This window comes from Polynucleobacter sp. MWH-Berg-3C6 (genome assembly GCF_018881855.1).
Classification (GTDB): Bacteria; Pseudomonadota; Gammaproteobacteria; order Burkholderiales; family Burkholderiaceae; genus Polynucleobacter.
The window spans coordinates 342,316-368,962 of sequence record NZ_JACVPN010000001.1 but is presented as its reverse complement, the minus strand read 5'-3'; the positions used below and the strand labels follow the sequence as shown (position 1 = coordinate 368,962).

The following is a 26,647-nucleotide window of genomic DNA, read 5'->3' as shown; positions in this document are numbered from 1 at the left end:
ACTTTTTAATTAAGAGTTGAGAGTTTTGATGAAATCACGCGCTACTTTTCTAGCCTGCGCATCAATCTCCAAAATAGATTCAATTGAACCTGCATCTGACATTGGCATTGTATTTAATACTTTCTCAACAACTGCAGAGATTTGCAAATAAGGCATTCCTTCATCCAAAAATGCTGCCACCGCAATCTCATTGGCTGCATTCAGAACGGTAGGTGCTGTACCTCCTACTTTTGCGGCGGCAAATGCCAAAGACAAACAGGGGAAGCGAGCCAAGTCTGGCTCGTTAAAACTCAACACTGCTAATTGAGTCAAGCTTAATGGCGCAACACCCGCATCGATGCGCTCGGGCCAAGCTAAACCATAAGCGATTGGAGTGCGCATATCAGGTTGACCTAATTGAGCAATCACAGAGCCATCACGGTAGCGCACCATGGAGTGCACTACGCTTTGCGGATGAATTAATACTTTAATTTTTTCTAAAGGCAAACCAAACAACCAAAAAGCCTCAATCACTTCGAGACCTTTATTCATCATTGTTGCTGAATCAACTGAAATTTTTCTGCCCATTACCCAGTTTGGATGAGCGCATGCTTGCTCAGGCGTGATGCTTCGTAATTGCTCCAATGGGGTATTACGAAATGGACCGCCGGAAGCAGTTAACCAAAGCTCCTCAACACCCAGTCCTGGTGCTGGCGCTTTCGTAAATTGATTCGGTAGGCACTGAAAGATGGCATTGTGCTCACTATCGATTGGGAGTAACTCGCCACCACCCTGCTTCATGGCTTGCATAAAGAGATTGCCAGACATGACTAGAGCTTCCTTATTGGCCAGTAAGACTCTTTTTCCTGCTTCAGCTGCTGCTAAGGTAGGCACTAAGCCTGCCGCGCCCACTATGGCAGCCATGACGGTATCGCATCCAGAGTCCGTCACTGCAGTTACTAGAGCCTGGGGGCCATATAGGACTTGTGTATTGATTTTCTGATCGCGCAATAACTTCTCTAGCCGAGCTGCGCCATCAGCGTCGGCAAGTACTGCAATTGCAGGCTTAAATTCTATGCACTGCTGTGCCAATAGATCTACTTGCTTACTCGCTGTCAGTGCAGCTACTTTAAATCGCTCTGGATGTGCACGAATCACATCTAATGTATTCACACCGATAGATCCTGTAGAACCCAGAATGGCAACTTGCTTTACTGTCATCAGACAAATCCCGCTAATAATGCTGCAATCGGCATGGTTGGAATTAAGGCATCTACACGATCAAGCACGCCACCATGGCCCGGCAACAACTGGCTGCTATCTTTAACTCCGGCCAAACGTTTTAACTGAGACTCGAAGAGATCTCCAAAGATACTAAAAGCAGTCAGTACAGTAACCATCACAAACATGGGTACCCAACCAAAACGAATCGCCCAAGCACCAAACAAGGTAGATTCAAGAGGTAAATAAATGACGCAGAGTAAGGCATAACCATAACAAAGCACTAGACCGCCGATGGCGCCTTCAATTGATTTGCCTGGACTGATTTGTACAGCCAACTTATGTTTGCCAAATGCTTTACCAACAAAGTAAGCGCCAATATCTGCTACCCAAACCAAAGCGATACTAGTCAACAGGAATGCCAAGCCTAGCTCACGCAAGAAGACCAATGAAAACCAGGTTGCTGGCAACAGAATCAAGCCAATCACCACATAGAAGGGGCGCAACTTCTGCAAAGAAAGATTCATGCCCTTTGCCAAAAGAAATGGGGCAATAAAGAACCAGAAGATGACTGCTAAAAGTAGCAATCCAAATTGCCATGATGCATTTTGCATACCCAGCAAGAGCAAAATAATAGCCAAGCAAAATAATGCATACAGCCAAGCTGCCCGGCCTGTCTCTGGTGTCAATAAGCGACCCCACTCCCAAGCGGCGGCTAGTAAAGCGACCAGGAAGAAGGCGCCAATATATACCGCGGGCAATAAGAATAAGGTCGGCAGAAATACTGCCAATAAAACAAGGGCAGTAATTATTCTGGTTCTTAACATTTTAGATAGCTTGAGTAATTAAACCGGATCGCAAAGGACTTGCGATGCAAGTTGAGCGCTAGTGCGCCCAAAACGACGCTCACGTTGACCAAACCAATCAAACGCCTTATGAAGCTCCGCTTCATCAAAGTCTGGCCACAAAACATCAGTGAAATATAACTCTGTATAAGCCAATTGCCACAATAAGAAATTACTAATACGCTGCTCACCGCCAGTGCGGATAAATAAATCTGGCTCTGGGGCATAAGCCATTGAAAGATGGGGTTGCAATAAATCCTCACTGACATCTTGAGGCTTTAAGTTCGGGTTAGCAGCCAAGCACTTACTCATTGCCTGCAGAATATCCCAGCGACCGCCGTAGTTCGCTGCAATGGTCAGAGTCAGCGCTTTACAACCTGCAGTCTTTTCTTCTGAAAACTGCACCATTTCCTGAATAGCCCCATCAAAACGACTTAAATCCCCAATTAAACGTAAGCGAATATCGTTTTCAGCAAGGCGTGAAACTTCACCCTTGAGCGATTTGAGAAACAACTTCATGAGAAAACCAACTTCTTCAGGCGGACGACGCCAATTTTCTGAACTAAATGCAAACACCGTTAAGTATTCAACACCAATTCGACGACATTCCTGAACAATTTTACGAACAGCACCCAAGCCTTCTGAGTGACCTGCAACACGCGGCATCAAACGTTTGCTAGCCCAGCGACCATTACCATCCAGGATGATCGCCACGTGGCGAGGAATGGCGCTTACCTCTGGAATATCCTTGGTTGAGCTAAGGTGTTGAGTCATAAGAAGCAAAAATTCAATCGGGTCCTTAAACCGTCATGATCTCTTTTTCTTTTTCAGAAATGATCTTATCGATATCAACAACTGCTTTGTCTGTCATCTTCTGAATATCATCAGTCGCACGACGCTCATCATCCTCAGAAATTTCTTTATCTTTAGTGAGACGCTTTAAATGCTCATTAGCATCGCGACGCAAATTGCGAACTGCAATCTTTGCATCTTCACCTTCACTTTTCACTACTTTGGTGAGCTCACGACGACGCTCTTCAGTCAAAGCAGGCATTGGTACGCGAATTACAGTGCCTTGTGATGCTGGGTTTAGGCCCAAATCAGAATCACGAATTGCCTTTTCGACCACTGCGACCATTGTTTTTTCAAATGGCTGAACATTGATGGTTCGAGCATCAGCTAAACCCAAGCTAGCCACTTGACTCAAAGGAGTAGGGTTACCGTAGTACTCCACCTGAATGTGCTCCAAAATTCCTGGGTTAGCACGTCCCGAACGAATCTTTGCCAAACTACTCTTCAAAGACTCTAGAGACTTTTGCATCTTTTGATCAGTTGTGGATTTAATTTCTGCTGCAGACATCAGGCCTCCTATTAAACATGTACCAAAGTACCTTCAGACTCGCCCTGTACTACCCGCATGAGAGCGCCCGGCTTGAGTATTGAAAATACTTTGATTGGTAGCTTGCGATCACGACACAATGCAAATGCAGTTGCATCCATAACCTGTAAGTTTTTGATGATTGCTTCATCAAAGGTAATAGTCTTATAAAGCGTAGCTGTTGGATCTTTTACTGGATCCGCACTATAGATACCATCAACCTTAGTTGCCTTAAGCATGACATCAACGCCCATCTCAGCACCACGCAGAGCGGCTGCAGTATCGGTTGTAAAGAACGGGTTACCTGTGCCAGCTGCAAAAATGACGACCTTACCTTCGCTCATCGCACGAATAGCGCGCGGACGAATATAAGGCTCAACTACTTGATCCATACGAAGTGCGGATTGCACGCGAGCCTCAACCCCTTTTTGACGCAATGCATCTTGTAACGCAAGGGAGTTCATCATGGTCGCCAACATACCCATATAGTCTGCAGTAGCGCGATCCATACCTGCGGCACCGCCGGCGACACCACGGAAAATGTTTCCGCCACCAATCACAATTGCCAATTCCACACCGCTACTAACTACCTGTGCAATTTCTGAAACCATGGAATCAATAGTGACTGGATTGATGCCAAAAGCATCATCCCCCATCAGGGCTTCACCAGATAATTTGAGGAGGACACGTTTGTAGGCTGGCATGTTTTTATTTTTCCGTAATTTGCCAAGTAATTTGCTTACTTAGCTTATTGATCTTTAAGCACTTTTTAATATCTCCGCCAAATTATAAAGGGCTTGAGAAAGATCAAACAAAAGGGCATAGAAACTAAGGTTTCTATGCCCTTTTGGGTATTACTGACCATCCGGGGACAACCCCAAAACGGCTAATTACGCGGTAGCTTTTGAGGCAGCAGCTACCTGAGCAGCAACTTCAGCCGCAAAGTCGTCTTGACGCTTCTCAATGCCCTCGCCTACAACAAACATGGTGAAGCCCTTGATTGTTGTATTTGCAGCCTTGAGCATTTGCTCAACAGTTTGCTTATCGTTCTTCACGAAAGCTTGGTTCAATAAAGAAACCTCTTTAAGATACTTCTGAATTGAGCCTTCAACCATCTTCTCAACGATCTCTGGTGGCTTGCCAGATTCAGCAGCTTTCTGAACAGCAACGCTACGCTCAATCGCAATAGATTCAGCAGGAACATCAGCTGTAGATAAAGCCACTGGCTTCATCGCAGCAATGTGCATTGCCACATCTTTAGCGGCAGTTTCGTCACCTTCGAACTCAACCATTACACCGATACGCGTGCCGTGGAGGTAGGAAACCAACTTGCTACTTCCAGCAAAACGCTTGAAGCGACGTGGCATGATGTTCTCACCGATCTTACCGATCAATGCGCTACGAACTTCATCAACTGTTTGACCATTCATTGGCAATGCCAACAAAGCGGCGACGTCAGCTGGATTCTTTTCAGCAACCAACTTCACGCACTCGTTTGTAAATGCTAAGAAATCATCATTCTTAGAAACGAAGTCAGTCTCGCAGTTCACTTCAAGCAAAGCACCAGTAGTGCCATTGATAGATGAAGCAACGATACCTTCAGCAGTTACACGAGAAGCAGCTTTACCAGCTTTACTGCCAAGCTTTACACGCAGAATTTCTTCTGCACGTGCCATATCACCATCAGCCTCGGTCAATGCTTTTTTGCACTCCATCATTGGAGCATCAGTTTTGGCGCGTAACTCGCCAACCATTGCAGCGGTAATAGCGGCCATTATTCAGCCTTCCCTTCTTCAACAAACTCTTCTTCACCCTCTTTAACAGCGGTCAAGATTTCTTGAACAGAGTTTGCTTTGCCTTCGAGGATTGCATCAGCAATACCACGTGCATAGAGGGTTACAGCCTTGCTAGAGTCATCGTTACCAGGGATAATGTAATCAACACCTTCTGGTGAGTGGTTGGTATCTACAACGGCGATTACTGGAATACCAAGCTTATTAGCTTCAGTAATAGCAATCTTGTGATAGCCAACGTCCACTACGAAAATCGCATCAGGAACGCCGTTCAAATCTTTAATACCGCCAAGTGCTTTTTGCAATTTATCGAGATCACGGTCGTTAGTCAAAGCTTCTTTCTTGGAAAGCTTTTCCCAGTCGCCAGCTTCTTTAGCAACTTCCATATCTTTCAAACGCTTGAGGGAACCTTTAACAGTTTTGAAGTTGGTGAGCGTACCGCCCAACCAACGGCTGTCGATATAAGGCATACCAGCACGAGTTGCTTCTTCAGCAATGATCTCGCGTGATTGACGCTTAGTACCAACAAACAAAATCGTGCCACGATTAGCAGCAACTTGTTTTGCAAATTTCAGGGAGTCCTGAAACATTGGCAATGTTTTTTCCAAGTTGATGATGTGGATCTTATTGCGATGACCGAAAATAAATGGGGCCATCTTTGGCGACCAGAAGCGTGTTTGGTGACCAAAATGGCAACCGGCTTCCAGCATTTGACGCATAGTTACTGACATAACTTCTCCTAAGGGTTGGTTCTGAAGTTGAGTCCTAGCTGCGCTAAAAAACGCCACCCTGGAAGGCTCAACTCGCGATTTCAAGTCCAAAATAGACCTGAGATCAAAATTATAGCTTAAATATCAATGATCTAGCTAGCCCAGCCCTAGATTTGAACTGAGGACACAAAGCTAAAAATGCCACTGGGGACCCTTAAAAGGCGGTAATTGCCTAAATATTAAGCAGTCTTACTCACCCAAAACTGCCCAAGTCGTTGATAATCAAGGCATGAACAGTGTATTTACCGCAGAAAAAGACATCCTTGGGATGCGAGAAGCTGGCCGCTTGGCTAGTGAAGTTTTGGATCATGTAGCGCCCCACGTTAAACCTGGAGTCACCACTAGCGAATTAGACCGCATTTGCCACGACTATATGCGTGATGTTCAAAAGACTATTCCTGCACCGCTCAACTATCAGCCTCCAGGCTACCCCCCATTTCCTGCATCCATTTGCACCTCCGTAAATGATGTGATTTGTCATGGCATTCCCGGTAATAAAGTTTTAAAAACCGGTGATGTCGTGAACTTAGACATCACGGTCATTACTCCCGATGGCTACTATGGCGATACAAGTCGTATGTTTATGGTGGGTGAAGTTTCTGTCATGGCAAAACGCCTTACCCAAATTACTTTTGAATGCATGTGGCTTGGCATTGCTCAGGTTAAACCCGGCGCGTCTCTTGGCGATATTGGTCACGTGATTCAAACGCATGCTGAAAAAGCAGGCTACTCTGTTGTACGTGAATATTGCGGCCATGGAATTGGAAAAGTATTTCATCAAGATCCACAAATTCTTCACTATGGAAAACCTGGCACCGGTGAAAAGCTTGTAGCCGGCATGACATTCACAATCGAACCTATGATTAATGCTGGTAAGCGTGATATTCGTACGATGCCTGATCAATGGACTGTAAAAACCAAAGATCGCAGCTTATCCGCTCAGTGGGAACACACTCTGCTCGTTACGCAAACTGGTGTGGAAGTCCTAACCTGGTCAGAAGGTAGTAACCCCCCACCTGATTGCGTCCAAGGTCTTTCTTTCAGGCCAGTACTAGCAAGCGCATAAATCCATGAGCGATTTGCAGCAAGCGCCAAACAAGATTACCGATGCAGCAAGTCTGCGCGCTGCGCGAGAAATTGCATACGCTGAGTTCAAAAAAACCCAGGCTGTTGGCAAACTCACTAAGCAGTTAAGCAAAGTCACAGATCAGCTTCTCATTCAAATTTGGAATGATTGTGATTTAAATAATGACGCTACCCTAGTTGCTGTTGGCGGATACGGAAGAAGTGCTTTATTTCCTTATTCCGATATTGATATTTTGGTTTTATTGCCTGCCGAAGAGGATTTAGCACGCACAGCATCAAAGAAGGTGGAGCAGTATGTTGCAAATTGTTGGGACACCGGTCTAGAGATAGCATCTTCTGTAAGAACAGTGGCTGAATGTATCTCGGAGTCAGAACAAGACATTACCGTACGCACCTCCTTACTTGAAGCACGTTTTTTGTGCGGTAAAAAACAACTCTTTAAAGAATTTGCCAAGGCATTCGAAGGCGCCATGGATCCCAAGGCCTTCTTCCAAGCCAAGCTTGCAGAACAAATACAACGTCACTATAAATATCAGAACACGCCCTACTCCTTAGAGCCTAATTGCAAAGAGAGTCCCGGTGGATTGCGTGACCTACAAGTGATTTCCTGGGTTAGTAAAGCAGCGCTTCTTGGCAATACCTTTAAAGATCTAAATGAAGCAGGCTTAGTTACCCAGCGTGAGTTGACTGAGCTCAACCGCAATCAGCGCTTTCTAGAAACACTCAGAGCCAATCTCCACCTACTCGCTGGAAGAAGACAGGACGTCTTAGTGTTTGACTTGCAAACCGCTTTAGCGAAAACGATGGGCATAGAGCAAGAGTCCTCGCGCGAAGCTAGTGAGGCAATCATGCGTCGCTACTACTGGGCAGCTAAAGCTGTTACACAGTTAAACGATGTACTTTTGCAAAACATTGAAGCGCTTCTCTTTCCTCAGGAATCAAAAACGACACACCCGATTCCAGGCGAAGGCAATGAGCATTTCATTGAGCGACAAGGTGTTTTAGATATCACTGATCCCCAGCTTTACCAAAAACATCCTGATCAGATTCTGCGTACCTTCTTAGTGTTTGCCCAAACATCTAACGTGAAGAGTCTTTCAGCAACCATTTTTAGAGCGCTTTATAACGTGCGCCAGAAGATGGACAGTAAATGGCGTGCTGACCCTGTGAATAAAGCGCTCTTTATGGAGTTACTCAAGCAGCCAGAAGGCGTAAGCCGCGCATTTCACTTGATGAATCGTAGTAGCGTCTTGGGTCGCTACCTTCCGGCCTTTAGAAGAATTGTTGGTCAGATGCAGCATGACTTATTTCATGTATACACAGTTGATCAACACATCTTGATGGTATTGAGGAATGTGCGTCGCTTCATGGTGGTTGAACATACCCATGAATTTCCATACTGTAGCAGTCTGATTGCCCACTTTGAAAAGCCTTGGCTACTAGTTATTGCAGCACTCTTCCATGATATTGCTAAAGGACGTGGCGGAGATCACTCACAACTTGGTAAAGCAGACATGAGAAAGTTTGCTAAAGACCATGGCTTAGATAAAAAAGATACTGAATTATTAGTGTGGTTGGTTGCTGAGCATCTCAATATGAGTCAGACAGCTCAGAAGCAAGACATCACCGACCCAGATGTGGTTAAAGCATTCGCCAAAAAGGTAGGTGATGAACGTCGTCTCACTGCCCTGTATTTATTAACTGTAGCGGATGTCCGTGGTACCAGCCCCAAAGTCTGGAATGCCTGGAAAGGCAAGCTCCTAGAAGATCTCTATCGCGCCACATTACGTGTCTTAGGTGGCGCCAAACCTGATGCCTCTTCAGAACTCGCACAACATCAAGAGGAATCGAAAGCGAAATTACGCCTCTATGGCATTACCGATGAAGCTTATGAGGATTTATGGAAGCAGTTAGATGTCGCCTTCTTTTTAAGACAGGATTCATCAGACATTGCCTGGTTAACTCGCCATCTGTATAACAAGGTGAATAGCGATCAACCTATAGTGCGTGCAAGGCTGTCGCCAATTGGTGAGGGCTTACAAGTCGCCGTATACGTTAAAGACCAAGAAGATCTGTTTGCCAGAATTTGCGCCTACTTTGAAAAGCATGGATTCTCAATCTGGGATGCACGTATCCACACAACGCGCCATGGTTATGCTTTAGACACCTTCCAAATCTCGGGAAGTAACTTAGTGGATGAGGGCGGCAGCTATCGCGACATCATTCAGCTGGTGGAATTTGAATTAAGTGCAGCTTTAACGAATGCCGATCCATTACCCAATCCAAGCATGGGTCGTCTATCGAGACAGTCGCGCACCTTTCCGATTCAGCCTCGCGTCCATATGGTTCCTGACGAACGCGGCAGATATTACACGCTTGCACTATCTGCTAGTGACCGCACTGGCCTCCTCTACACCATCTCGAGAGTACTAGCGAAACACCAAGTATCGATACATACTGCCCGAATCAATACTCTGGGTGAGCGAGTGGAAGACGTGTTGCTGCTTGATGCAGCGAACCTAGGTAAGAATCCAAAACTACAAATCCAGCTAGAAACAGAGTTGCTTGAAGCCTTAGGGGCTTGATCTACTTCTAAGATTTAGAGCTGGGGTAGTGCTTAAATGAATGCCATCTCTTGATGAGACTGCTCATACTTGCCCATCCAAGCTAGGCCTGCGGCAGTATTCTTTAGAGGCTTGTATTCACAACCAATCCAACCCTTGTAACCGATCTTATCTAAGAATCCAAATAGGAAGTCATAGTTAATTTCGCCAGTGCCAGGCTCGTTACGTCCAGGATTGTCTGCTAACTGAATATGCCCAATTCTGGACAAGTATTTTTGCATGGTGTTTGCAAGCTCACCTTCCATACGCTGTGCATGATAAATGTCGTATTGCAAGTAGAGATTATCTGCACCCACCTCATCCATGATTTCAATTGCTTGCTGAGTTCTTGATAAATAGAACCCAGGGATATCATAGGTATTAATCGGCTCGATTAGGAGATTCAGGTTTGCTTTTTTTAACTTCTCAGCTGCATACCTTAAATTACCGACAAAAGTATCGCGCAGTGTTTGAGCATCAACGCCAGCAGGCGCCTTACCTGCCAAACAATTTAGCTGGCCAACATTTAAAAAGGTAGCGTATTCAATAGCCTTATCTACCCCAGCACGAAACTCTGCTACGCGGTCAGGATGACATGCAATACCCCTCTCGCCCGCATCCCAATCGCCCGCTGGTAGGTTATGCAAAACCAATTTCAATGCATAAGTATCTAAGCAAGATTTAATCTCTTCCTTAGAAAACGCATAAGGGAATAAAAACTCGACAGCCTTAAAGCCACCAACCCGAGCAAGCGCAAAGCGGTTTAAGAATGCATCCTCTGTAAAGAGCATGCTAAGGTTGGCTGAGAAACGAGGCATTCGATATTCCCTATTTAATAATCAAATTACGATTGCAAAACTGCTACTGGTGCGTCTTCGATAGATTTAGCTACAGGCTCAAATTCGTTAACGCTATCGATCTCTGTACCCATCGCAATATTAGTAACTCGCTCAAGGATGACCTCTACAACTACCGGCACTCTAAATTCAGCGATCCATGCCTCCGCTTGAGCAATTGCTGGAGCCAACTGGTCTTCACGCTCTACTCGAATCGCTTTGCAACCAAGGCCTTCAACTACTTTCACGTGGTCTACGCCGTAACCCTTAACAATGCCAGCGCTTTCTGGAATATTGACGTTATCAAAGGCTAATTGCACGCAGTAATCCATATCAAATCCACGCTGCGCTTGACGGATCAAGCCAAGGTAACTGTTGTTTACCAAGATTTGGATGAACGGCAATTTAAATTGCGCACCAACGGCAAGCTCTTCAATCATGAACTGGAAGTCATAGTCACCTGAGAGGGCAACGATCTTACGAGTCGGATCAGCTGCACGCACACCTAATGCTGCTGGAACTGTCCAACCCAATGGGCCAGCCTGTCCACAGTTAATCCAATGACGTGGCTTAAATACTTTTAAGAATTGAGCGCCAGCAATCTGTGACAAGCCGATCGTGCTCACATAGGTAACGTCTTCACCAAATGTTTGAACCATCTCTTGATACACACGCTGTGGCTTCATTGGAGATTCATTGAAGTTTGTCTTGCGCTGATAGTCGATAGAATTTTTTCTACCCAAGCATTCAGCTGCCCAATCTGATCTATTTTTGAGCTTGCCAGCTTTTTTCATTTCTGTCGCAACTTCAATGAATAGATCTAATGCAGCTTTCGCGTCGGACACGATACCAAAGTCAGGAGTAAAGATTCGACCGATTTGGGTGGGCTCAATATCTACGTGAATAAACTTGCGGCCCTTACAGTAAACCTCAGTTGAACCTGTGTGACGGTTTGCCCAACGGTTGCCGATACCAAGAACAAAATCACTCGCCAACATTGTGGCGTTGCCATAGCGATGTGATGTTTGCAAACCAACCATACCAGCCATCAAAGGATGACTATCCGGGATTGAGCCCCAACCCATCAAGGTTGGGATCACAGGAATACCAGTGATTTCTGCAAACTGAACTAATTGATCTGAAGCATCAGAGTTAATCACGCCGCCACCAGAAACAATTAATGGACGCTCTGACTCATTGAGCATTTCGAGCGCTCTTTCAATCTGCTTGCGAGTTGCCTGTGGTTTATAGGCAGGCAATGGCTCATAAGTATCGATATCAAATTCAATCTCTGCCATCTGCACATCAATCGGCAAATCGATCAATACCGGTCCAGGACGACCTGAACGCATTAAATGAAATGCTTGCTGAAAAACTCTAGGCACTAATGCTGGCTCGAGAACAGTGACTGCCATTTTGGTTAAAGGTTTAGCAATCGAGGCAATATCCACCGCTTGGAAATCTTCCTTATGCAACTTAGCGCGTGGTGCTTGACCGGTAATACATAAAATTGGAATACTGTCTGCCTGTGCGGAGTACAAGCCGGTAATCATGTCAGTGCCGCCTGGGCCTGATGTACCAATACATACGCCGATATTTCCTGGGGCAGCTCTGGTATAGCCCTCTGCCATATGAGAGGCGCCCTCTACGTGCCGAGCCAGTACGTGTGCAATCGATTGACGCTCACGCATTTGGGCATATAAGGGATTAATTGCAGCTCCTGGTACGCCAAAGGCTTGAGTAACGCCTTCTTTTTCCATCACCAAAACTGCTGCCATTGCTGCCTTCATCTTTGCCATGAATCTTCTCCTCGTATAGGTATGAACGAATCATCCTCAAATTCAGCAAAATTGAGAACCTCACCAAATCTATATCTAGTATTCCGCCATGGAATAGTGTAAAAATCAGGTATCGCCACTGGAAAACCCCTCAATGGATCGCGTACAAGGCATATCCCTCTTTATTCGAGTAGTGGAAACGGGCTCATTTAGCAAGGCTGCTGAAGACCTTGGCATTACTCAGCCTACAGCCACCAAATTTGTTGCATCGATGGAGAAGCGTCTGGGAGCATTATTGCTGCATCGCAGCACGAGAGGAGTAACCCCCACCGAAATTGGAAAGATTTACTACGAAAAATGCAAGTTGATTGCCCGTGAGATTGAAGAGGCTGATGACATTGCCTCATTGATGCAATCAAAAGTGCGCGGGAAATTAACGATAAGCTCGTCTGTTGCTTTTGGGCGTCGGGTTCTAACACCCTCGATTCTCGAATTCATGTCTCAACATCCGGAGCTGGAAGTGAATCTCAATATGGATGATCGATATATCAATCTAGTTGAGCAAGGTGTTGATTTAGCAATTCGCATGAGGCGGCTACCGGACTCCTCCTTGGGCTCCAGATTTTTGGGGACCAATCCCTGGGTCCTGGTAGCTACACCGCAATATCTGAACGAGTATTCTGTGCCCCAGGCACCGGAAGATATTCAAAGGCACCGAGCGCTCATCTACTCCACTGTGCAAGCTGACCATCGCTGGAATTTCACCGGAAAATCAGGCCAGTCTGAATCTATTGAGGTGAAAGGGCCCTTTACGTCCAACAACCTCTCATCGATCTTATCTGCAGCAAGAGCTGGAATGGGCTTAGCTGCCCTACCCTCGTACGTCGCTCATCAGTCCATCAAAGATGGAGTACTGAAACCTATCCTTGAGGATTGGTCCTTACCAAGCCAAGAAATTCATGCGGTGTTCTCCTCCCCCAAGCATGTACCAACTAAAGTGAGTCGATGCATCGATTGGCTACAAGGCCAATTCAAAGGAGAGTGGTGGAAGGGATTGCCTGCAGGCAAGTCCGAATAAAAAAAATCCCGTCACGAAGACGGGAAAACACAACATAGGACTACAGAACTTCTTTAGAACTAGTGCTCGAGAGCAAGCTCGGGTAGAGCTAATCTACCTTGCGAGGTTTGAACCTTGGTATTTAACAGCTTCGTTAAGGCAAATACAGTACTCAAACAAGGCATTGGGGTCTTGGTGATGTGTCCGAGCTCAATCACAGAGCCAAGCAATGCATCAATCTCTAAGCTATTACCAGCCTCAAGATCTTGAAGCATCGATGTCTTATGCTTGCCAACCTTTTCTGCTCCAGAAATACGTCTCTCAATATCCACACGAAATACAACACCCAACTTTTCAGCAATGGTCTGAGCCTCTTGCATCATGCAACGCGCCAAATCCTTGGTCAGAGGATTTTTGCAGATACCTTCAAGATGCTCATGGGTGAGTGCACTAATCGGATTAAAAGTCATATTGCCCCAGAGCTTGAGCCAAATTTCTGAGCGAATATCTTCCAAGATAGGAGACTTAAAGCCAGCATCGGCCATCATCTGGGAAATTCTTTGAATGCGTTCAGACTGAGACCCATCAAGCTCACCCAATGGAAAACGATTGCCTTCAACGTGACGAATAACCCCTGGAGATTCAGCGTAAGTAGCTGGATACACAACGCAACCGATCACATTGCGTGGATTAATTTTTTTCATAATCTGCCCACCAGTATCTACAGTCTCCACTGGTAAGTCTTCAAATGGGCCAGGTAGATTTTGGAAATACCACCAAGGAATACCATTCTGCATCGGGATGACAATAGTCTCAGGGCCAACGATGCTCGCTAAGTCATCTACGATCGGTTCGATTTGATGGGCTTTAACTGCCAAGATAACGACATCTGGTGTACCAGCATCACGAATTTTTTCTATTGCGGTGACACGAGCAACAATCGGACGTGGCTCATCCTCCATAAAGAGGGTTAGGCCATTTTTTTGGATAGCTTCCAAAGTTTTGCCTCTGGCTACAACCGTTACCTGATTTCCTGCTCTAGCCAACCGAGCGGCTAAATAACCGCCGATTGCACCACCACCCCCAATGACGCAGATTTTCATACAGCCCCCTCAGAAATAAAAAATTAGATTAGGGGCATCTTGCGCAAAGTCTTCAGTGTTGTGAATACCAGGGATGCAATATGACATATTCCAATCAGGAATATCTGCGCTTTTAATAGCTAGGAATCACTCCATAATTTTCCTGCTGTTGCCCAGTCAGACTTTTTGACATCTTGATAGATGACATCAACTGATGCTGCAGTGCAACCCATAATTTTTACCGCAGCCTCTGTGATGGCCTTGGCATATTCCCGCTTAACGTCATCGCTGCGGCCCTCGAATAATTGCACCTGAATTAATGGCATGCTTTTCTCCTCTTAATTAGCTAACAAAATTCTTTGATATGCAGGCCACTCAAGCTGACCCTCATCATCACCATCACTACAAAGCTGTTTATAGGTTAATTCACAAATCTTTTGAGATGGATGGACCAAATTTGCACTCAATCCAGCTAAAACTTGAATCTTGGAAGCTTTATCTAAAACATCCATCAGATAAAACGCTTGCTGTACAGAAGACCCGCACACAATGCTGCCGTGATTATGCAAAAGAATTGCTTTTTTATTACCTAAACTTTGCACTAAATGCACTTGCTCATCTGAAGATAGTGCCAGACCTTGATAGTGGTGATAGGCAATATCTTCATAAAAACGTAATGCATGCTGTGAAATTGGCAAAAGGCCTTGTATTTGGGCTGATACAGCTATCACTGAATCTATGTGCAGATGGAATACACACTTCGCATCAGGTCGTGCAGCATGAACTGCACCGTGGATTGCAAAGCCTGTCTGATTCACAGGGCCCTCTCCAGTCAATATCTGACAATGAAGATTTACCTTTACTAAATTTTGCGGAGTCACTTCATTAAATCGCAAACCAAATCGATTCAGCAGATAAGCGCCATCTTCGCCTGGGACTGCAGCTGAAATATGCGTATAAATTCCATCATCCCAATTTTTTAAATACGCCAATTGATAAGCAGTTGCTAAATCAATTCGCACTTGCTTCTCTTGATCAGAAATCGGGCTTAAGTCCGCCCATTGTTCTGAATTGAAATGAAATGCTTGCTTAAATGAACTCATATCAAAATACGATCTATTTCAATAAATCAAGCATTGCCGCTTCATCAATCACCGGCACACCCAACTCTTCAGCTTTAGTTAGCTTACTACCAGCATCTGATCCCGCTACAACATAGTCAGTTTTCTTGGAAACAGATCCGGCTACCTTAGCTCCCGCCTTCTCTAGGAGATCTTTAGCCTCATCCCTTGTCATCGTCGGAAATGTACCAGTTAATACAAAGGTCTTGCCTGCTACTGCTGCACTAATCACTTTCTCCTCTACTGCGAGCTGCATTCCTGATGCCAGGAGCTGCTCAATCACTTCGCGGTTATGTGCTTCTTGCATAAAGCTAGTAATGGAATCTGCCACGACTGGGCCAACATCCTTGACTGTAAGCAAATCCCCTATACTGGCATCCATCAATGCGTGCATAGATTGGTAATGATTGGCTAGATCCTTTGCGGTAGTTTCGCCAACATGACGAATACCCAGGGCAAAGATAAATCTAGCTAGGGTGGTGTTTCTGGATTGGTTGATTGCCTGAATCAGATTGTCAGCAGACTTATCGCCCATACGCTCAAGATTAGCTAGAGCCGTAAATCCTAATTTGTACAGGTCTGCAGGCGTTCTCACCAGATTCTGATCAACCAATTGATCAACTATCTTTTCTCCTAGACCTTCGATATCGAGCGCCCTTCTGTGAGCAAAGTGAATTAATGCCTGCTTACGCTGTGCCCCACAAAATAGTCCACCACTACAACGTGCGACTGCTTCATCCGCTAAACGCTCTATATGGGAATCACATACTGGGCAGCTTGTTGGCATTACAAACTCCGTTGCATTGGCAGGTCTGCGATCTTTGATTACCGAAACCACTTCTGGGATCACATCACCAGCCCTTCGAACAGAAACGGTATCACCAATACGAACATCTTTACGCTTGACTTCGTCTTCATTATGAAGGGTGGCATTAGTAACAGTAACCCCACCTACCTCGACTGGTGAGAGTCTGGCAACTGGAGTAATTGCCCCTGTGCGACCTACTTGCACATCAATACCTAAAACAGTGGTGAGCGCTTCTTGCGCCGGATACTTATGCGCTAGTGCAAAGCGTGGTGCCCGGGATACAAAACCTAACTTAGCTTGCTCTGCAAATGAATTGACTTTGTAAACAACGCCATCGATATCGTATGGGAGAGCATCCCTCTTTGAACCAATCTCATTATAGAAATTGAGAATCTCTTGTATGGAGTTCAGCACTCTGCGCTCTGAGCAAACAGGTAATCCCAGTTCTACATAGGCATTCAGTAACTCTTCATGGGTTTTGGGTAGCCAGGATTGCGGCTCAAGAGCACCTAAGCCATAAGCAAAGAAAGAGAGCGGTCTTTTTGCAGTGATCTTCGAATCTAATTGGCGCAAGCTACCAGCTGCAGCATTGCGGGGATTGGCAAATTCTTTTTCTCCCAGCGCCGCTGCCTGTCTATTCATTTTTTCGAAGTCTTTCAGATACATAAAAACTTCGCCACGAACCTCTAAGACCTTGGGAATATTTTTACCAGTCAATTTCAGTGGAATAGCACGAATAGTTTTGATGTTAGCCGTGACATCTTCGCCACTAGCACCATCACCCCGAGTTGCTGCCGTGACTAAGGAGCCATTTTCATAACGCAGCGAGATAGCTAAACCATCAAATTTCAACTCACCAGCATAAGCCACGTGATCTAGATGCAAGCCTTCGCGACAGCGACGATCAAAACCAACCAGCTCTGCATCTTCGAAAGCGTTATTCAGAGAGAGCATAGGTACCTCGTGGGTTACCGAATCAAACTCTTTTAGAGCAGTGCCGCCCACCCTTTGGGATAAAGACTCTGGAGTAATCCACTCCGGGTGCGCTACTTCAATATCCAATAACTCACGATAGAGACGGTCATATTCAATATCGGGCAGGAGCGGGTTGTCTAGAACGTAGTAAGCGTGCTCTAAGCGAGCGAGCTCTGCCTGCAAGAATGCGTAACGCTCCGCTAAATTTGTCGGACTGGTGGACGACAAGGTGATTTCCTAGCTAAATAGTCTGCTAGCTGTAGAAGACCCAGCAGGAATGCCGGATTTCTCAAGATTGGCATAAAGGATATCGAGGTGCTGACGAATACTCACCACTGCAGCTTCACTCAAATTAATTCCATTGTCATCTACTAAACGACCATGAGCGGCCTGAGAAATCTCAACGCCTTCTCCCAGCATTCTTTCGAATGCACGCTGCTCTTGAGCAACCAATGGAACCTCAAGCAATAAAGTCAATTGCGATACAGATAAATTGGGATCTAAATCAGCACTATTGAAAATGAGTACGCCATTACTATAGAACTCATATTGCCTGCCATTACGAGCCAGCTTGAAGCCACGTTGACGCATCAAAGCATCAAAGTTGCCCCATGGACAAGGCTCATCAAATAAAACGTTAATACTCAATTGGATATCGCTATCAGCTGCCAACAAATCCAACTCTTTAGCACTCTCAAGCATCGTGTTCACACTCGGCATATCAATCTGAGATCCTAATGTTTCAGCAAGTGCTTGTGCACGTGAACAGAAATCAGATAACTCAAGAACCCCAATTGCCCCACGACGACTTGCCAACTGAACTGCCAACTGCAGCTCTGTATAGGAAGAATTAGACTTAAGCTCCTCCCAACTCTCAGCAGCATCTTGATCTGCGTTTAATCCCTCGCAAATCCATCTTGCATTGGCCTGTACCTGAGAGTCAGTCCAGTCATTTAGCTCCTCTAAGATCTCTGATCCAGCGATGGCCTCGTCAAATCGAAGAGTAATGACACAATCAATGCGAGGGTCAATCGTAAATTTCTCTAGTGAAGCACTTACTACTGAGGCAGCCCCGAAGCTTGGCTCAGTTCGCTCTGCATCTAGATCAGCAAAACCAGGTTCGCGACGAGTGCGATCATCGGAAAATTCAGCTTGCTCATTCGCTTTGCGGCGAGCGCGGGCGTATTTAAAATTCAGAATGGCTACTGATATCAAAATCAGCAGCCCAATTACGGCCAGTGCGAATTGCAAATCAGACAAACCCAACGCTGTCATGATTTGTTCTACGTACACTTAGGCGGCCTCCACCATCGATACAGCGGATGAAATATCTACCGCCACAATTCTGGATACACCCTGCTCTTGCATGGTGACGCCAATCAGTTGATGAGCAATTTCCATGGTGATCTTGTTGTGTGAGATAAACAAAAACTGGGTCTTATCTGACATTTTGGCAACTAGCTGCGCATAGCGCAAGGTATTTGCGTCATCCAATGGTGCGTCCACCTCATCTAGCAAGCAGAATGGTGCCGGATTCAAAAGGAAGAGTGAGAAAACTAAAGCAATCGCAGTCAAGGCTTTCTCGCCACCTGAGAGCAGGTAAATAGAGCTATTCTTCTTACCTGGAGGCTGAGCCATCACCTGAACACCGGCGTCCAAAATCTCTTCGCCCGTCATGACTAGCTCGGCGTGTCCACCACCAAACAATTCTGGGAAGAGTTTGCCGAAGTGGCCATTAACCTGGTCAAAAGTGCCCTGCAATAAATCACGTGTCTCAGCATCAATCTTGGCAATCGCATCCGTCAAGGTTTGCATTGCTTCATTCAAGTCGGCAGATTGCGCATCCAAGAACTGCTTACGCTCTCTTGAGCTAGCCAACTCATCAAGAGCCGCCATATTCACAGGGCCCAATGATTGAATTTCAGTATTCAAGCGATTCACTTCAGTTTGCAGTGCGCCTACTTTCAAGTCTGGACTGAAATTGGCCTCGAGTGCACTGAGATCAGCCTCTGCATCCGATAGCAGAGTTGCAAATTGCTCAAAGTTCAAGCGGGCAGCTTGTTCACGTAACTGCAAATCAACAACTCTGTCGCGCATTGGCTGCAGGCCGCGCTCAACTTGCATGCGAGCCTCATCAGCCTCACGCAACTGATGCAACAAAGCATCTTGTTCTGTACGGGCATTTGCCAAAGCAGCCTCACGGGCACTGCGTGCCAAGAGCAAACCTTGTAATTTATCTTGCGCTTCTTCATCACTCAAAGTTGCTAATTCTTGGGTAGCTAAGTCATGCTTATCCTGAATCTCCATGATCTGAGTACGTGCTGTACTTTGATCACGTTGCAAATCCGCAATGCGTTGCTGCAATGAGCGTGTTGCAAATGCTGCCTCTTGTGCAGCCATCTCAGCAGCACGGAGAGATTCGCGTAAGCGATCACGCTCTTGCGTGGAAAGTTCTAATTTTTCTTGAGCTGCCTGAAGAGACTCTTGAAGACCCTGCTTTGATTGTTCTGCTTGAGTCAACTCAGCAGCAGACTGCTCTTGATTTGTGCTGAGCTGAGCCATCTGCTGACGCAACTCTGACAACTCACCTTGGATTTGAGCAGCGCGTTGGCTATATTGCTCTTCAGCCTGGGTAAGCTGCATTCTTTCGACTTCAAAGCCATGGGCTTCTTGAACAGCATGCTCAGCATTGATGCGTGCTTGCTCTGCCGCTTGGTGCGCAGCTTGATAGTTTGCAGCGCATTGATCTAATTCGCCCTGCAACTCGCTTTGCATGAGCTTTTGTGCGCGCAATTGCTTTTCAAGACTCTCCATCTCTTGAGCGCGAGCCAACATACCAGCCTGCTCAGAGTCTGCAGCATAGAGTTGAACACTGACGCGGCTAACTAGGTGGCCTTGTTGAGTTACAAAAGCACCGCCTGCTGGTAATTTCTCGCGACGATGTAAAGCATCTTCTAAACTACTAGCAATATAAATATTATCCAACCACTCTTGTAATACAGAAGTGAGGCGTGATGCACCAGCACTTTGAACACGAGTGAGTAATGGCGTGAAATCTGCTGGAACTACCGTGTGTGCAGGCGTAATTTCTTCAGTCAACAAAATTGCCAAACGACTTGGCGGGGCATCATTAGCTAAAGCTAATGTCTCTTGAACGCTCTTTGCAGTCACCGCAGCTAAACGCTCACGCAATACAGACTCCAAAGCAGCTTCCCAGCCGCTCTCAACTTTGAGCTCTTGCCAAAGGCGCTTACTCTCTTTGAGCCCCTTGCTCTCTAGCCATGGGCCGATCTTGCCTTGAGCCTGAACACTGGCCTGCAAAGCGGTTAACGCAGTCAGCTTCGCTTCAGTTTGGGCTAGATCCTGATTGGCAGTCTGAATCTTTTGTTGTGCGGCATTTCGTGCCTCATCAGTAGCGGGTACGCGTTGCTGGGTATCGGCCGCACGCTGTTTAGCCTCATCCACTTTGCGCTGAGCCATAGCCTGACGATCAATTGCCATTTGTAAAGCTTGTGCATCTGGCCTACGCATGCCATCTAATTCACTTGTGAGGCGAGTCTCGCGCCCTTTTAATTCATCTGATTGGGCAGACATCGCACGAATACGCTCACCCAAACTTGCTAAACGCTGTTCAATCGATGCCAAGCTATCGCGCGCATTATTTAATTCACGAGCAGATGTTTGGTAAGAATCTTCACGGCCTGGCATTTGCTCTTGTAAGCCACTGAGATTAGTCAATAAAGATTGTTCTTTTTCTGCTGCTTCGCTAAGCTCATGCTCAGTAGTACGTTGTGCTTGTGCAGCATCAGTCTCTTGAACAGTCCAGCGTTGTAACTGAGCTTGCAGGTCTTGAGTTTGCTGTTGCAAACGTTGACGCGCCTCTTGCACATAATGAATCTGTGATTCAACCTGACTAACATCAGAGTTCGTTTGATACAAATCACCCTGCGCTTGAGAAACTTTATCTTGTAAAGAGTATTGCTGCGTGCGCATAGTTTCTAATTCAGCTTCGGCATGACGCAGCTTCGCCGTCTGCTCTTCCAGACTTACCTGGGTGTCACGAATACCGTTGGCATGGCGCTCTTGCTCTTTACCAGCCTCGGTCTGACGTACAAACCAAAGTAACTGTTGCTGCGATTTCATTTGCGTAGATAACTCTGCATGGCGCTCAGCAACCGTTGCCTGTTTCTCCAAGCGAGTTAATTGCTGATCAAGCTCGCGCAAAATATCTTCAACACGTGTTAAGTTTTCTACAGTGTCTTCTAAACGTGATGCAGTTTCTTTGCGACGCTCTTTGTATTTAGAAACACCAGCCGCCTCTTCCAAGAAAACGCGTAATTCTTCTGGCTTTGCTTCTAAGATGCGGTTGATAGTGCCTTGTCCAATGATGGCGTAACCTCTTGGACCCATGCCCGTACCCAAGAAAATATCTTGGATATCTTTACGACGCACTACTTGATTGTTGACGTAATAGCTTGAGTTACCGTCACGAGTTAAAACACGTTTAATTCCCAATTCTGTAAAAGCACTCCACTGACCCTGAGCACGTCCTTCAGAATTATCAAAAATGAGTTCTACACTGGCACGACCAGATGGCTTACGCAAACCAGAGCCGTTAAAAATAACGTCTTGCATGGATTCGCCACGTAATTCGCTGGCACGGGATTCACCCAAAACCCAGCGGACGGCGTCAATAATGTTCGACTTTCCACAACCGTTAGGCCCTACAACGCCAATTAATTGGCCAGGCATTTCAAAATGGGTTGGGTCAACGAAAGACTTAAAGCCGGAAAGTTTGATGGATTTCAGTTGCACGGCGTACTTTGCAGGGAAAAAAGAGGTTTAAATAAGGGGTAAATAATTAAAGCTAAAGTGGGAAGATGATAGCAAGCTTGGGGCTCCTTAGACGTGTTTTCTCCCCATCGATATAATGATAAATCTACCTCCAGGGACAAAATCCCTTAACAATCTGATAGTTAACTAAAAAGCATGAGCCAATCACCACAAAGCATCATTGAACAAGCCTGGGAAAACCGCGCAAACCTTTCTCCTGATAGCGTCCCTGGCGACGTCCGCGGCGCTGTTAATGCCGTCTTAGAAGGCCTTAATAACGGCACTATTCGCGTTGCTGAACGCCGTAGCGTTGGTAACTGGGAGGTAAATCAGTGGGTTAAGAAGGCTGTTTTGCTTTCTTTCCGGCTAGAGGACAACATTCCTATGGGTGCTGGCGGCTATACCCAGTTCTACGACAAGGTGCCGAGCAAATTCCAGAACTACACAGCGGCTGATTTTGCTGCTGGCGGCTTTCGGGTTGTACCCCCAGCCGTAGCCCGTCGCGGCTCATTTATTGGCAAAAATGCGGTTTTAATGCCCTCTTACGTGAATATTGGCGCTTACGTTGGTGAGGGCACCATGGTTGATACCTGGGCAACCGTAGGGTCTTGCGCTCAAATCGGTAAAAACGTTCACCTTTCCGGTGGCGTAGGTATCGGCGGCGTTTTAGAACCTATCCAGGCCGGCCCAGTCATTATTGAAGATAACTGCTTCATTGGAGCTCGCTCCGAAGTGGTTGAAGGTGTGGTCATTGAAGAGAATGCAGTGCTCTCTATGGGTGTCTATATCGGCCAAAGCACCAAGATTTATGACCGTGAAACTGGTGAAGTTCACTACGGTCGAGTTCCAGCAGGCTCTGTAGTCGTTCCTGGCTCTCTGCCTTCTGCTTGCGGTAAATACAGCCTGTATGCCGCGATCATCGTGAAGAAGGTTGATGCTCAAACTAGAGCCAAGACTGCTATCAACGAATTACTTCGCGACTAAATTTCGATGAGCGCCACCCTTGAGCTGACAGAAGCTCTGATTGCCTGCCATTCCGTTACCCCGGCTGATGGTGGCTGCCAAGAATTAATCGCAACACGCTTACAAGCTCTCGGCTTTCATACTGAGAGTATTGTGAGCGGCCCTGACAACTTTCAAGTCACCAACCTGTGGGCAATTAAAAAAGGGAAGTCTGGCGACCAAGGCAAAGTACTCATGTTTGCTGGTCATACAGATGTTGTGCCCACTGGTCCAGTAGAAAAATGGACCAGTAACCCATTCACCCCAACCATACGTGATGGCATGCTCTATGGTCGTGGCGCAGCGGATATGAAAACCTCCCTCGCTGGATTTGTTGTTGCTACCGAAGAGTTTGTTACAGCCCACCCCGACCACCAGGGTTCGATTGCTTTTCTCATCACTAGCGATGAAGAAGGTCCCGCGAATGACGGTACAGTCATCATGTGCGAACGCTTGCAAAAGCATGGTCAACGCCTGGACTATTGTGTGATTGGTGAGCCTACCTCGGTAAATCAACTCGGTGACATGATTAAGAATGGACGCCGCGGCTCTTTATCTGGCAAGCTCAAAATTAAAGGCATTCAGGCGCACATCGCCTACCCACATTTGGGTAAAAATCCGATTCATCTTTCTGCTCCTGCGATTTCTGCGCTAGTAGAAACTGAATGGGATAGAGGCAATCAATATTTTCAACCGACCAGCTTTCAGATCTCCAATATTCATGCGGGTACCGGCGCAAATAACGTCATTCCCGGCGAATTAACCATCGACTTCAACTTCCGCTTCTCAACAGAGAGCAAGCCCGAGCAATTGCGTGAGCGTCTTGAAAAGATTCTCAAAGATGCTGGGCTTGAATTTGAAATTGAGTGGGTATTGGGTGGTAGCCCATTCATTACGGGCGATGGCGATTTAGCGGGAGCGCTGCGCACAGCCATTAAAGCTGAAACTCAGATTGATACAGAGCTATCAACCACTGGTGGAACCAGCGATGGTCGTTTTATTGCGAAGATATGCAAAGAAGTAGTAGAGTTTGGCCCCCTGAATGCTACTAGCCATAAAATCGATGAGTGCGTCATCATTGATGATGTAGAGCCGCTCAAAAATATTTATCGCAAAACGCTTGAGCAACTCATTGCTTAATTGCGAATAGATTCTTTCTACTACAACTAATCCATCATGGACCCTGAGCCTCAGCAATCATTGACAGTCGATCAGTGTATCAATCAGATTGCACAAAAACTGGAAGCTACCAACTTACATTATGGGCATGGCGCAATTGATGCACGAAGCGAGGCCTTGTGGCTCGTCAGTAAGCAGATCAATTTAAGTCCAACTGATGCACTAGATCATTTAGAAGATCTCATTACAAGAGAGCAGCAGCAAAAAGCGATCGCGGTTGCCGATACAAGAATCTCCACACGCAAACCACTCGCCTATATTTTGGGTGAAGCCTGGCTTATGGGCGTACCTTTTTTCTGTAGCGAGCAAAGCATCGTTCCCCGCTCATGGATCGCGGAACTGATTGTGGATGGCTCGTTAGAGCCCTGGCTACCGGCAGATGGTAAAGCGCTTGATTTATGCACCGGCAATGGCTCACTAGCAGTGCTACTAGCACTCTCTTGCCCTGATATTCATGTGAGCGCTTGTGATATCAGCATGCCTGCCTTATCTATTGCCGCACGTAATGTGGATCGGCATGGCTTGAGCTCTCAGGTGGAGTTATTCGATGGTGATTTATGGGATGCACTACCCGAACCAAACGAAGACAACCTATTTGACTTAATCATTTGCAATCCACCGTATGTCAATGCGAACTCAATGAGCATACTTCCCATTGAATATCATGCTGAGCCAGCTTTAGCATTGGCAGGTGGAGATGATGGCATGGACCTCATCAGAAGAATTATTGCGCATGCGCCTGATTACCTATCAGAGCGTGGCGCCATCCTGATTGAGATTGGCAATGAATATGAAAACTTCAAGAAAGCCTTCCCGCAAATTCCAGCGATTTGGATGGAGGTCTCTGCTGGTGAAGAGCAGGTCTTATTAATTCAGGCAGAAGACCTGCGCTAACAAGTAATCAGCTTAATTCTGCTGCTGCAGCAATTGCCTGATCAATTCTCTCCACTGGAATAACTTTTAATCCAGGAATCTTGGTCTTCGGCATGTTGGCCTTCGGAATAATGGCTACCGTGAAGCCGAGCTTAGCTGCTTCCTTTAAACGCTCCTGACCACGAGGGCATGGACGAATCTCGCCAGCCAAACCAACCTCACCAAATACGATCAGCTCTTTAGGTAGCGCGCGATTTCGAATCGATGACTGTATTGCTAGTAGTACTGCCAAGTCAGCCGCAGGCTCTGAGATTTTGACCCCGCCGACTGCATTTAAAAACACATCTTGATCAAAGCAAGCAACCCCAGCATGACGATGCAATACAGCCAAGAGCATTGCCAAGCGCGCTTGCTCTAGACCAACAGCTAAACGCCTTGGGTTAGGAACATGCGCCGTATCTACTAGCGCCTGGATCTCTACTAACAATGGCCGACTGCCCTCTTGGGTCACCAATACACACGCGCCCGGAACCATCTGCTCATGCTGCGATAGGAAAATGGCTGAAGGATTCGTAACACCCCGAAGACCTTTTTCAGTCATCGCAAATACGCCCAACTCATTGACGGCGCCAAAACGATTTTTAATTGAGCGCACTAAGCGGAATGAAGAATGTGTATCACCTTCAAAGTACAGAACCGTATCAACAATATGCTCAAGGACGCGAGGGCCAGCTAAGTGGCCATCTTTAGTAACGTGACCCACCATCAAGACACAAATACCGCTTGACTTTGCAGCCCTGGTTAATTGCGCAGCACACTCACGAACCTGTGCCACAGATCCCGGAGCGGAACTGAGTACCTCAGAGTACAAAGTTTGAATGGAATCCACCACCAACACTTGGGGCTTAACCGTATCCATAATTGAAATCAGTTTCTCCAACTGAATTTCCGCTAAGACCTCCAATTGGGGGGCATCTAATGCAATTCGTTTTGCACGTAAGGCAATTTGGGCCGCTGACTCTTCACCACTGCTGTAAAGCACATTCATACCAGCAGCGCTCATCTCAGCTAGAGCCTGTAAAAGCAATGTAGATTTGCCAATACCAGGATCTCCACCTAAAAGCACTACACCACCGGGGACTAAGCCGCCACCCAAGACGCGATCAAACTCCTCTACACCCGTGCTAAATCTCGGTAAATCCTCTGCAGTAATCGCAGAAAGTTTTTGCCGAGGTAAGGATTGTGCCAAACCCTGAAAACGAGAGTTCGATGTAGTTTCTGGCAAGCCCTCTTCCATCGTGTTCCATGCCTGACAAGATGGACATTGGCCCTGCCACTTTGCAGAGGTGCCGCCACAAGATTGGCAGATATAAACCGTTTTGACTTTTGCCAAGAGTTACCTAGTAATGAAGTTATAAAAAATATGGG

At 46.3% G+C, this 26,647-nt stretch carries 22 protein-coding genes; 6 read left to right on the top strand and 16 right to left on the bottom strand.

The annotated features are described in order from the left end of the window. Positions 1–9: 9 nt before the first annotated feature. The 7 genes from ispC to rpsB form a co-directional block, all read right to left on the bottom strand. Complete coding sequence (gene ispC, locus ICN13_RS01950) at positions 10–1,200, bottom strand: 1-deoxy-D-xylulose-5-phosphate reductoisomerase (protein ID WP_216138723.1); 1,191 nt, start codon at positions 1,198–1,200, stop codon at positions 10–12. Next, a complete protein-coding gene (locus tag ICN13_RS01945) occupies positions 1,200–2,027 on the bottom strand; it encodes a phosphatidate cytidylyltransferase (protein WP_216138722.1) in 828 nt (275 codons plus the stop codon). Before ICN13_RS01945 ends, ispC begins: the two co-directional genes overlap by 1 nt. An 18-nt stretch (positions 2,028–2,045) precedes the next feature. Then, a complete protein-coding gene (gene uppS, locus ICN13_RS01940) occupies positions 2,046–2,819 on the bottom strand; it encodes a polyprenyl diphosphate synthase (protein ID WP_216138715.1) in 774 nt (257 codons plus the stop codon). A gap of 25 nt (positions 2,820–2,844) precedes the next feature. Next, on the bottom strand, positions 2,845–3,405 hold the full coding sequence (frr, locus tag ICN13_RS01935) for a ribosome recycling factor (RefSeq protein WP_216138713.1): 561 nt from the start codon (positions 3,403–3,405) through the stop codon (positions 2,845–2,847). An 11-nt stretch (positions 3,406–3,416) separates the two neighbouring features. Then, the gene (gene pyrH / locus ICN13_RS01930) at positions 3,417–4,127 is read right to left on the bottom strand and encodes a UMP kinase (protein WP_087909531.1); all 711 of its coding nucleotides are present in this window, start codon (positions 4,125–4,127) and stop codon (positions 3,417–3,419) included. Between the two features lie 186 nt (positions 4,128–4,313). Continuing rightward, positions 4,314–5,198 (bottom strand): translation elongation factor Ts, encoded by an 885-nt coding sequence (gene tsf / locus ICN13_RS01925; protein ID WP_216138711.1) that lies wholly within the window; start codon positions 5,196–5,198, stop codon positions 4,314–4,316. Continuing rightward, the gene (gene rpsB, locus ICN13_RS01920; protein WP_087909529.1) at positions 5,198–5,947 is read right to left on the bottom strand and encodes a 30S ribosomal protein S2; all 750 of its coding nucleotides are present in this window, start codon (positions 5,945–5,947) and stop codon (positions 5,198–5,200) included. Before rpsB ends, tsf begins: the two co-directional genes overlap by 1 nt. Positions 5,948–6,215: 268 nt before the next feature. On the opposite strand from rpsB, the gene map reads away from it, so the two are divergent. Beyond that, the gene (map, locus tag ICN13_RS01915) at positions 6,216–7,052 is read left to right on the top strand and encodes a type I methionyl aminopeptidase (protein WP_216138709.1); all 837 of its coding nucleotides are present in this window, start codon (positions 6,216–6,218) and stop codon (positions 7,050–7,052) included. A gap of 4 nt (positions 7,053–7,056) precedes the next feature. Next, a complete protein-coding gene (locus tag ICN13_RS01910) occupies positions 7,057–9,657 on the top strand; it encodes a [protein-PII] uridylyltransferase (RefSeq protein ID WP_216138707.1) in 2,601 nt (866 codons plus the stop codon). 32 nt (positions 9,658–9,689) lie between these two features. Here ICN13_RS01910 and hyi read toward each other — a convergent pair whose 3' ends face one another. Both hyi and gcl read right to left on the bottom strand, forming a co-directional pair. Continuing rightward, on the bottom strand, positions 9,690–10,493 hold the full coding sequence (hyi, locus tag ICN13_RS01905) for a hydroxypyruvate isomerase (RefSeq protein WP_216138705.1): 804 nt from the start codon (positions 10,491–10,493) through the stop codon (positions 9,690–9,692). A 26-nt stretch (positions 10,494–10,519) separates the two neighbouring features. Further along, on the bottom strand, positions 10,520–12,310 hold the full coding sequence (gene gcl, locus ICN13_RS01900; protein WP_216138703.1) for a glyoxylate carboligase: 1,791 nt from the start codon (positions 12,308–12,310) through the stop codon (positions 10,520–10,522). Positions 12,311–12,443: 133 nt separating this feature from the next. Here gcl and ICN13_RS01895 point away from each other — a divergent pair, with 133 nt between their 5' ends. Beyond that, positions 12,444–13,367 (top strand): LysR family transcriptional regulator, encoded by a 924-nt coding sequence (locus tag ICN13_RS01895; RefSeq protein WP_216138701.1) that lies wholly within the window; start codon positions 12,444–12,446, stop codon positions 13,365–13,367. Positions 13,368–13,426: 59 nt separating this feature from the next. Here the strand turns inward: ICN13_RS01895 and ICN13_RS01890 are convergent, their stop codons facing one another. From ICN13_RS01890 to smc, 6 genes are all read right to left on the bottom strand, one after another. Then, a complete protein-coding gene (locus tag ICN13_RS01890) occupies positions 13,427–14,449 on the bottom strand; it encodes a 2-dehydropantoate 2-reductase (RefSeq protein ID WP_216138699.1) in 1,023 nt (340 codons plus the stop codon). 119 nt (positions 14,450–14,568) lie between these two features. After that, entirely contained in the window at positions 14,569–14,754 is a 186-nt protein-coding gene (locus tag ICN13_RS01885; protein ID WP_215296516.1) for a 4-oxalocrotonate tautomerase, read from the bottom strand. A 12-nt stretch (positions 14,755–14,766) separates the two neighbouring features. Further along, entirely contained in the window at positions 14,767–15,531 is a 765-nt protein-coding gene (locus ICN13_RS01880; protein WP_216138697.1) for a class II aldolase/adducin family protein, read from the bottom strand. A gap of 13 nt (positions 15,532–15,544) precedes the next feature. Next, positions 15,545–17,560 carry an NAD-dependent DNA ligase LigA gene (gene ligA / locus ICN13_RS01875; RefSeq protein WP_216138695.1) on the bottom strand — a complete coding sequence of 672 codons (2,016 nt, stop codon included), beginning with the start codon at positions 17,558–17,560 and terminating at the stop codon, positions 15,545–15,547. A 9-nt stretch (positions 17,561–17,569) separates the two neighbouring features. Next, positions 17,570–18,625 (bottom strand): cell division protein ZipA C-terminal FtsZ-binding domain-containing protein, encoded by a 1,056-nt coding sequence (locus ICN13_RS01870; protein ID WP_370622934.1) that lies wholly within the window; start codon positions 18,623–18,625, stop codon positions 17,570–17,572. Next, on the bottom strand, positions 18,626–22,147 hold the full coding sequence (gene smc / locus ICN13_RS01865) for a chromosome segregation protein SMC (RefSeq protein ID WP_216138687.1): 3,522 nt from the start codon (positions 22,145–22,147) through the stop codon (positions 18,626–18,628). It abuts the gene before it with no gap. A 174-nt stretch (positions 22,148–22,321) separates the two neighbouring features. On the opposite strand from smc, the gene dapD reads away from it, so the two are divergent. Genes dapD through prmB form a run of 3 tightly spaced genes read left to right on the top strand, consistent with a single transcriptional unit; the run spans position 22,322 to position 25,240 of the window. Beyond that, positions 22,322–23,149 carry a 2,3,4,5-tetrahydropyridine-2,6-dicarboxylate N-succinyltransferase gene (gene dapD, locus ICN13_RS01860; protein WP_216138678.1) on the top strand — a complete coding sequence of 276 codons (828 nt, stop codon included), beginning with the start codon at positions 22,322–22,324 and terminating at the stop codon, positions 23,147–23,149. A gap of 6 nt (positions 23,150–23,155) precedes the next feature. After that, positions 23,156–24,307: a succinyl-diaminopimelate desuccinylase gene (gene dapE / locus ICN13_RS01855; protein ID WP_216138676.1), complete on the top strand. Its 1,152-nt coding sequence runs from the start codon at positions 23,156–23,158 to the stop codon at positions 24,305–24,307. Between the two features lie 36 nt (positions 24,308–24,343). Next, the gene (gene prmB / locus ICN13_RS01850) at positions 24,344–25,240 is read left to right on the top strand and encodes a 50S ribosomal protein L3 N(5)-glutamine methyltransferase (RefSeq protein WP_216138674.1); all 897 of its coding nucleotides are present in this window, start codon (positions 24,344–24,346) and stop codon (positions 25,238–25,240) included. 7 nt (positions 25,241–25,247) lie between these two features. On the opposite strand, the gene radA is transcribed toward prmB, so the two are convergent. Further along, positions 25,248–26,612, bottom strand: coding sequence for a DNA repair protein RadA (gene radA / locus ICN13_RS01845; RefSeq protein ID WP_215348679.1), 1,365 nt, complete (start codon positions 26,610–26,612; stop codon positions 25,248–25,250). Positions 26,613–26,647: the final 35 nt, after the last annotated feature.

Coding starts and splice junctions, on each gene's coding strand:
- dapD (WP_216138678.1), top strand. CDS start 22,322: ATGAGCCAATCACCACAAAGCATCATTGAACAAGCCTGGGAAAACCGC.
- ICN13_RS01910 (WP_216138707.1), top strand. CDS start 7,057: ATGAGCGATTTGCAGCAAGCGCCAAACAAGATTACCGATGCAGCAAGT.
- ICN13_RS01880 (WP_216138697.1), bottom strand. CDS start 15,531: ATGAGTTCATTTAAGCAAGCATTTCATTTCAATTCAGAACAATGGGCG.
- hyi (WP_216138705.1), bottom strand. CDS start 10,493: ATGCCTCGTTTCTCAGCCAACCTTAGCATGCTCTTTACAGAGGATGCA.
- dapE (WP_216138676.1), top strand. CDS start 23,156: ATGAGCGCCACCCTTGAGCTGACAGAAGCTCTGATTGCCTGCCATTCC.
- ispC (WP_216138723.1), bottom strand. CDS start 1,200: ATGACAGTAAAGCAAGTTGCCATTCTGGGTTCTACAGGATCTATCGGT.
- pyrH (WP_087909531.1), bottom strand. CDS start 4,127: ATGCCAGCCTACAAACGTGTCCTCCTCAAATTATCTGGTGAAGCCCTG.
- ICN13_RS01945 (WP_216138722.1), bottom strand. CDS start 2,027: ATGTTAAGAACCAGAATAATTACTGCCCTTGTTTTATTGGCAGTATTT.
- rpsB (WP_087909529.1), bottom strand. CDS start 5,947: ATGTCAGTAACTATGCGTCAAATGCTGGAAGCCGGTTGCCATTTTGGT.
- uppS (WP_216138715.1), bottom strand. CDS start 2,819: ATGACTCAACACCTTAGCTCAACCAAGGATATTCCAGAGGTAAGCGCC.
- frr (WP_216138713.1), bottom strand. CDS start 3,405: ATGTCTGCAGCAGAAATTAAATCCACAACTGATCAAAAGATGCAAAAG.
- ICN13_RS01890 (WP_216138699.1), bottom strand. CDS start 14,449: ATGAAAATCTGCGTCATTGGGGGTGGTGGTGCAATCGGCGGTTATTTA.
- ICN13_RS01895 (WP_216138701.1), top strand. CDS start 12,444: ATGGATCGCGTACAAGGCATATCCCTCTTTATTCGAGTAGTGGAAACG.
- tsf (WP_216138711.1), bottom strand. CDS start 5,198: ATGGCCGCTATTACCGCTGCAATGGTTGGCGAGTTACGCGCCAAAACT.
- map (WP_216138709.1), top strand. CDS start 6,216: ATGAACAGTGTATTTACCGCAGAAAAAGACATCCTTGGGATGCGAGAA.
- gcl (WP_216138703.1), bottom strand. CDS start 12,310: ATGGCAAAGATGAAGGCAGCAATGGCAGCAGTTTTGGTGATGGAAAAA.
- ICN13_RS01885 (WP_215296516.1), bottom strand. CDS start 14,754: ATGCCATTAATTCAGGTGCAATTATTCGAGGGCCGCAGCGATGACGTT.
- prmB (WP_216138674.1), top strand. CDS start 24,344: ATGGACCCTGAGCCTCAGCAATCATTGACAGTCGATCAGTGTATCAAT.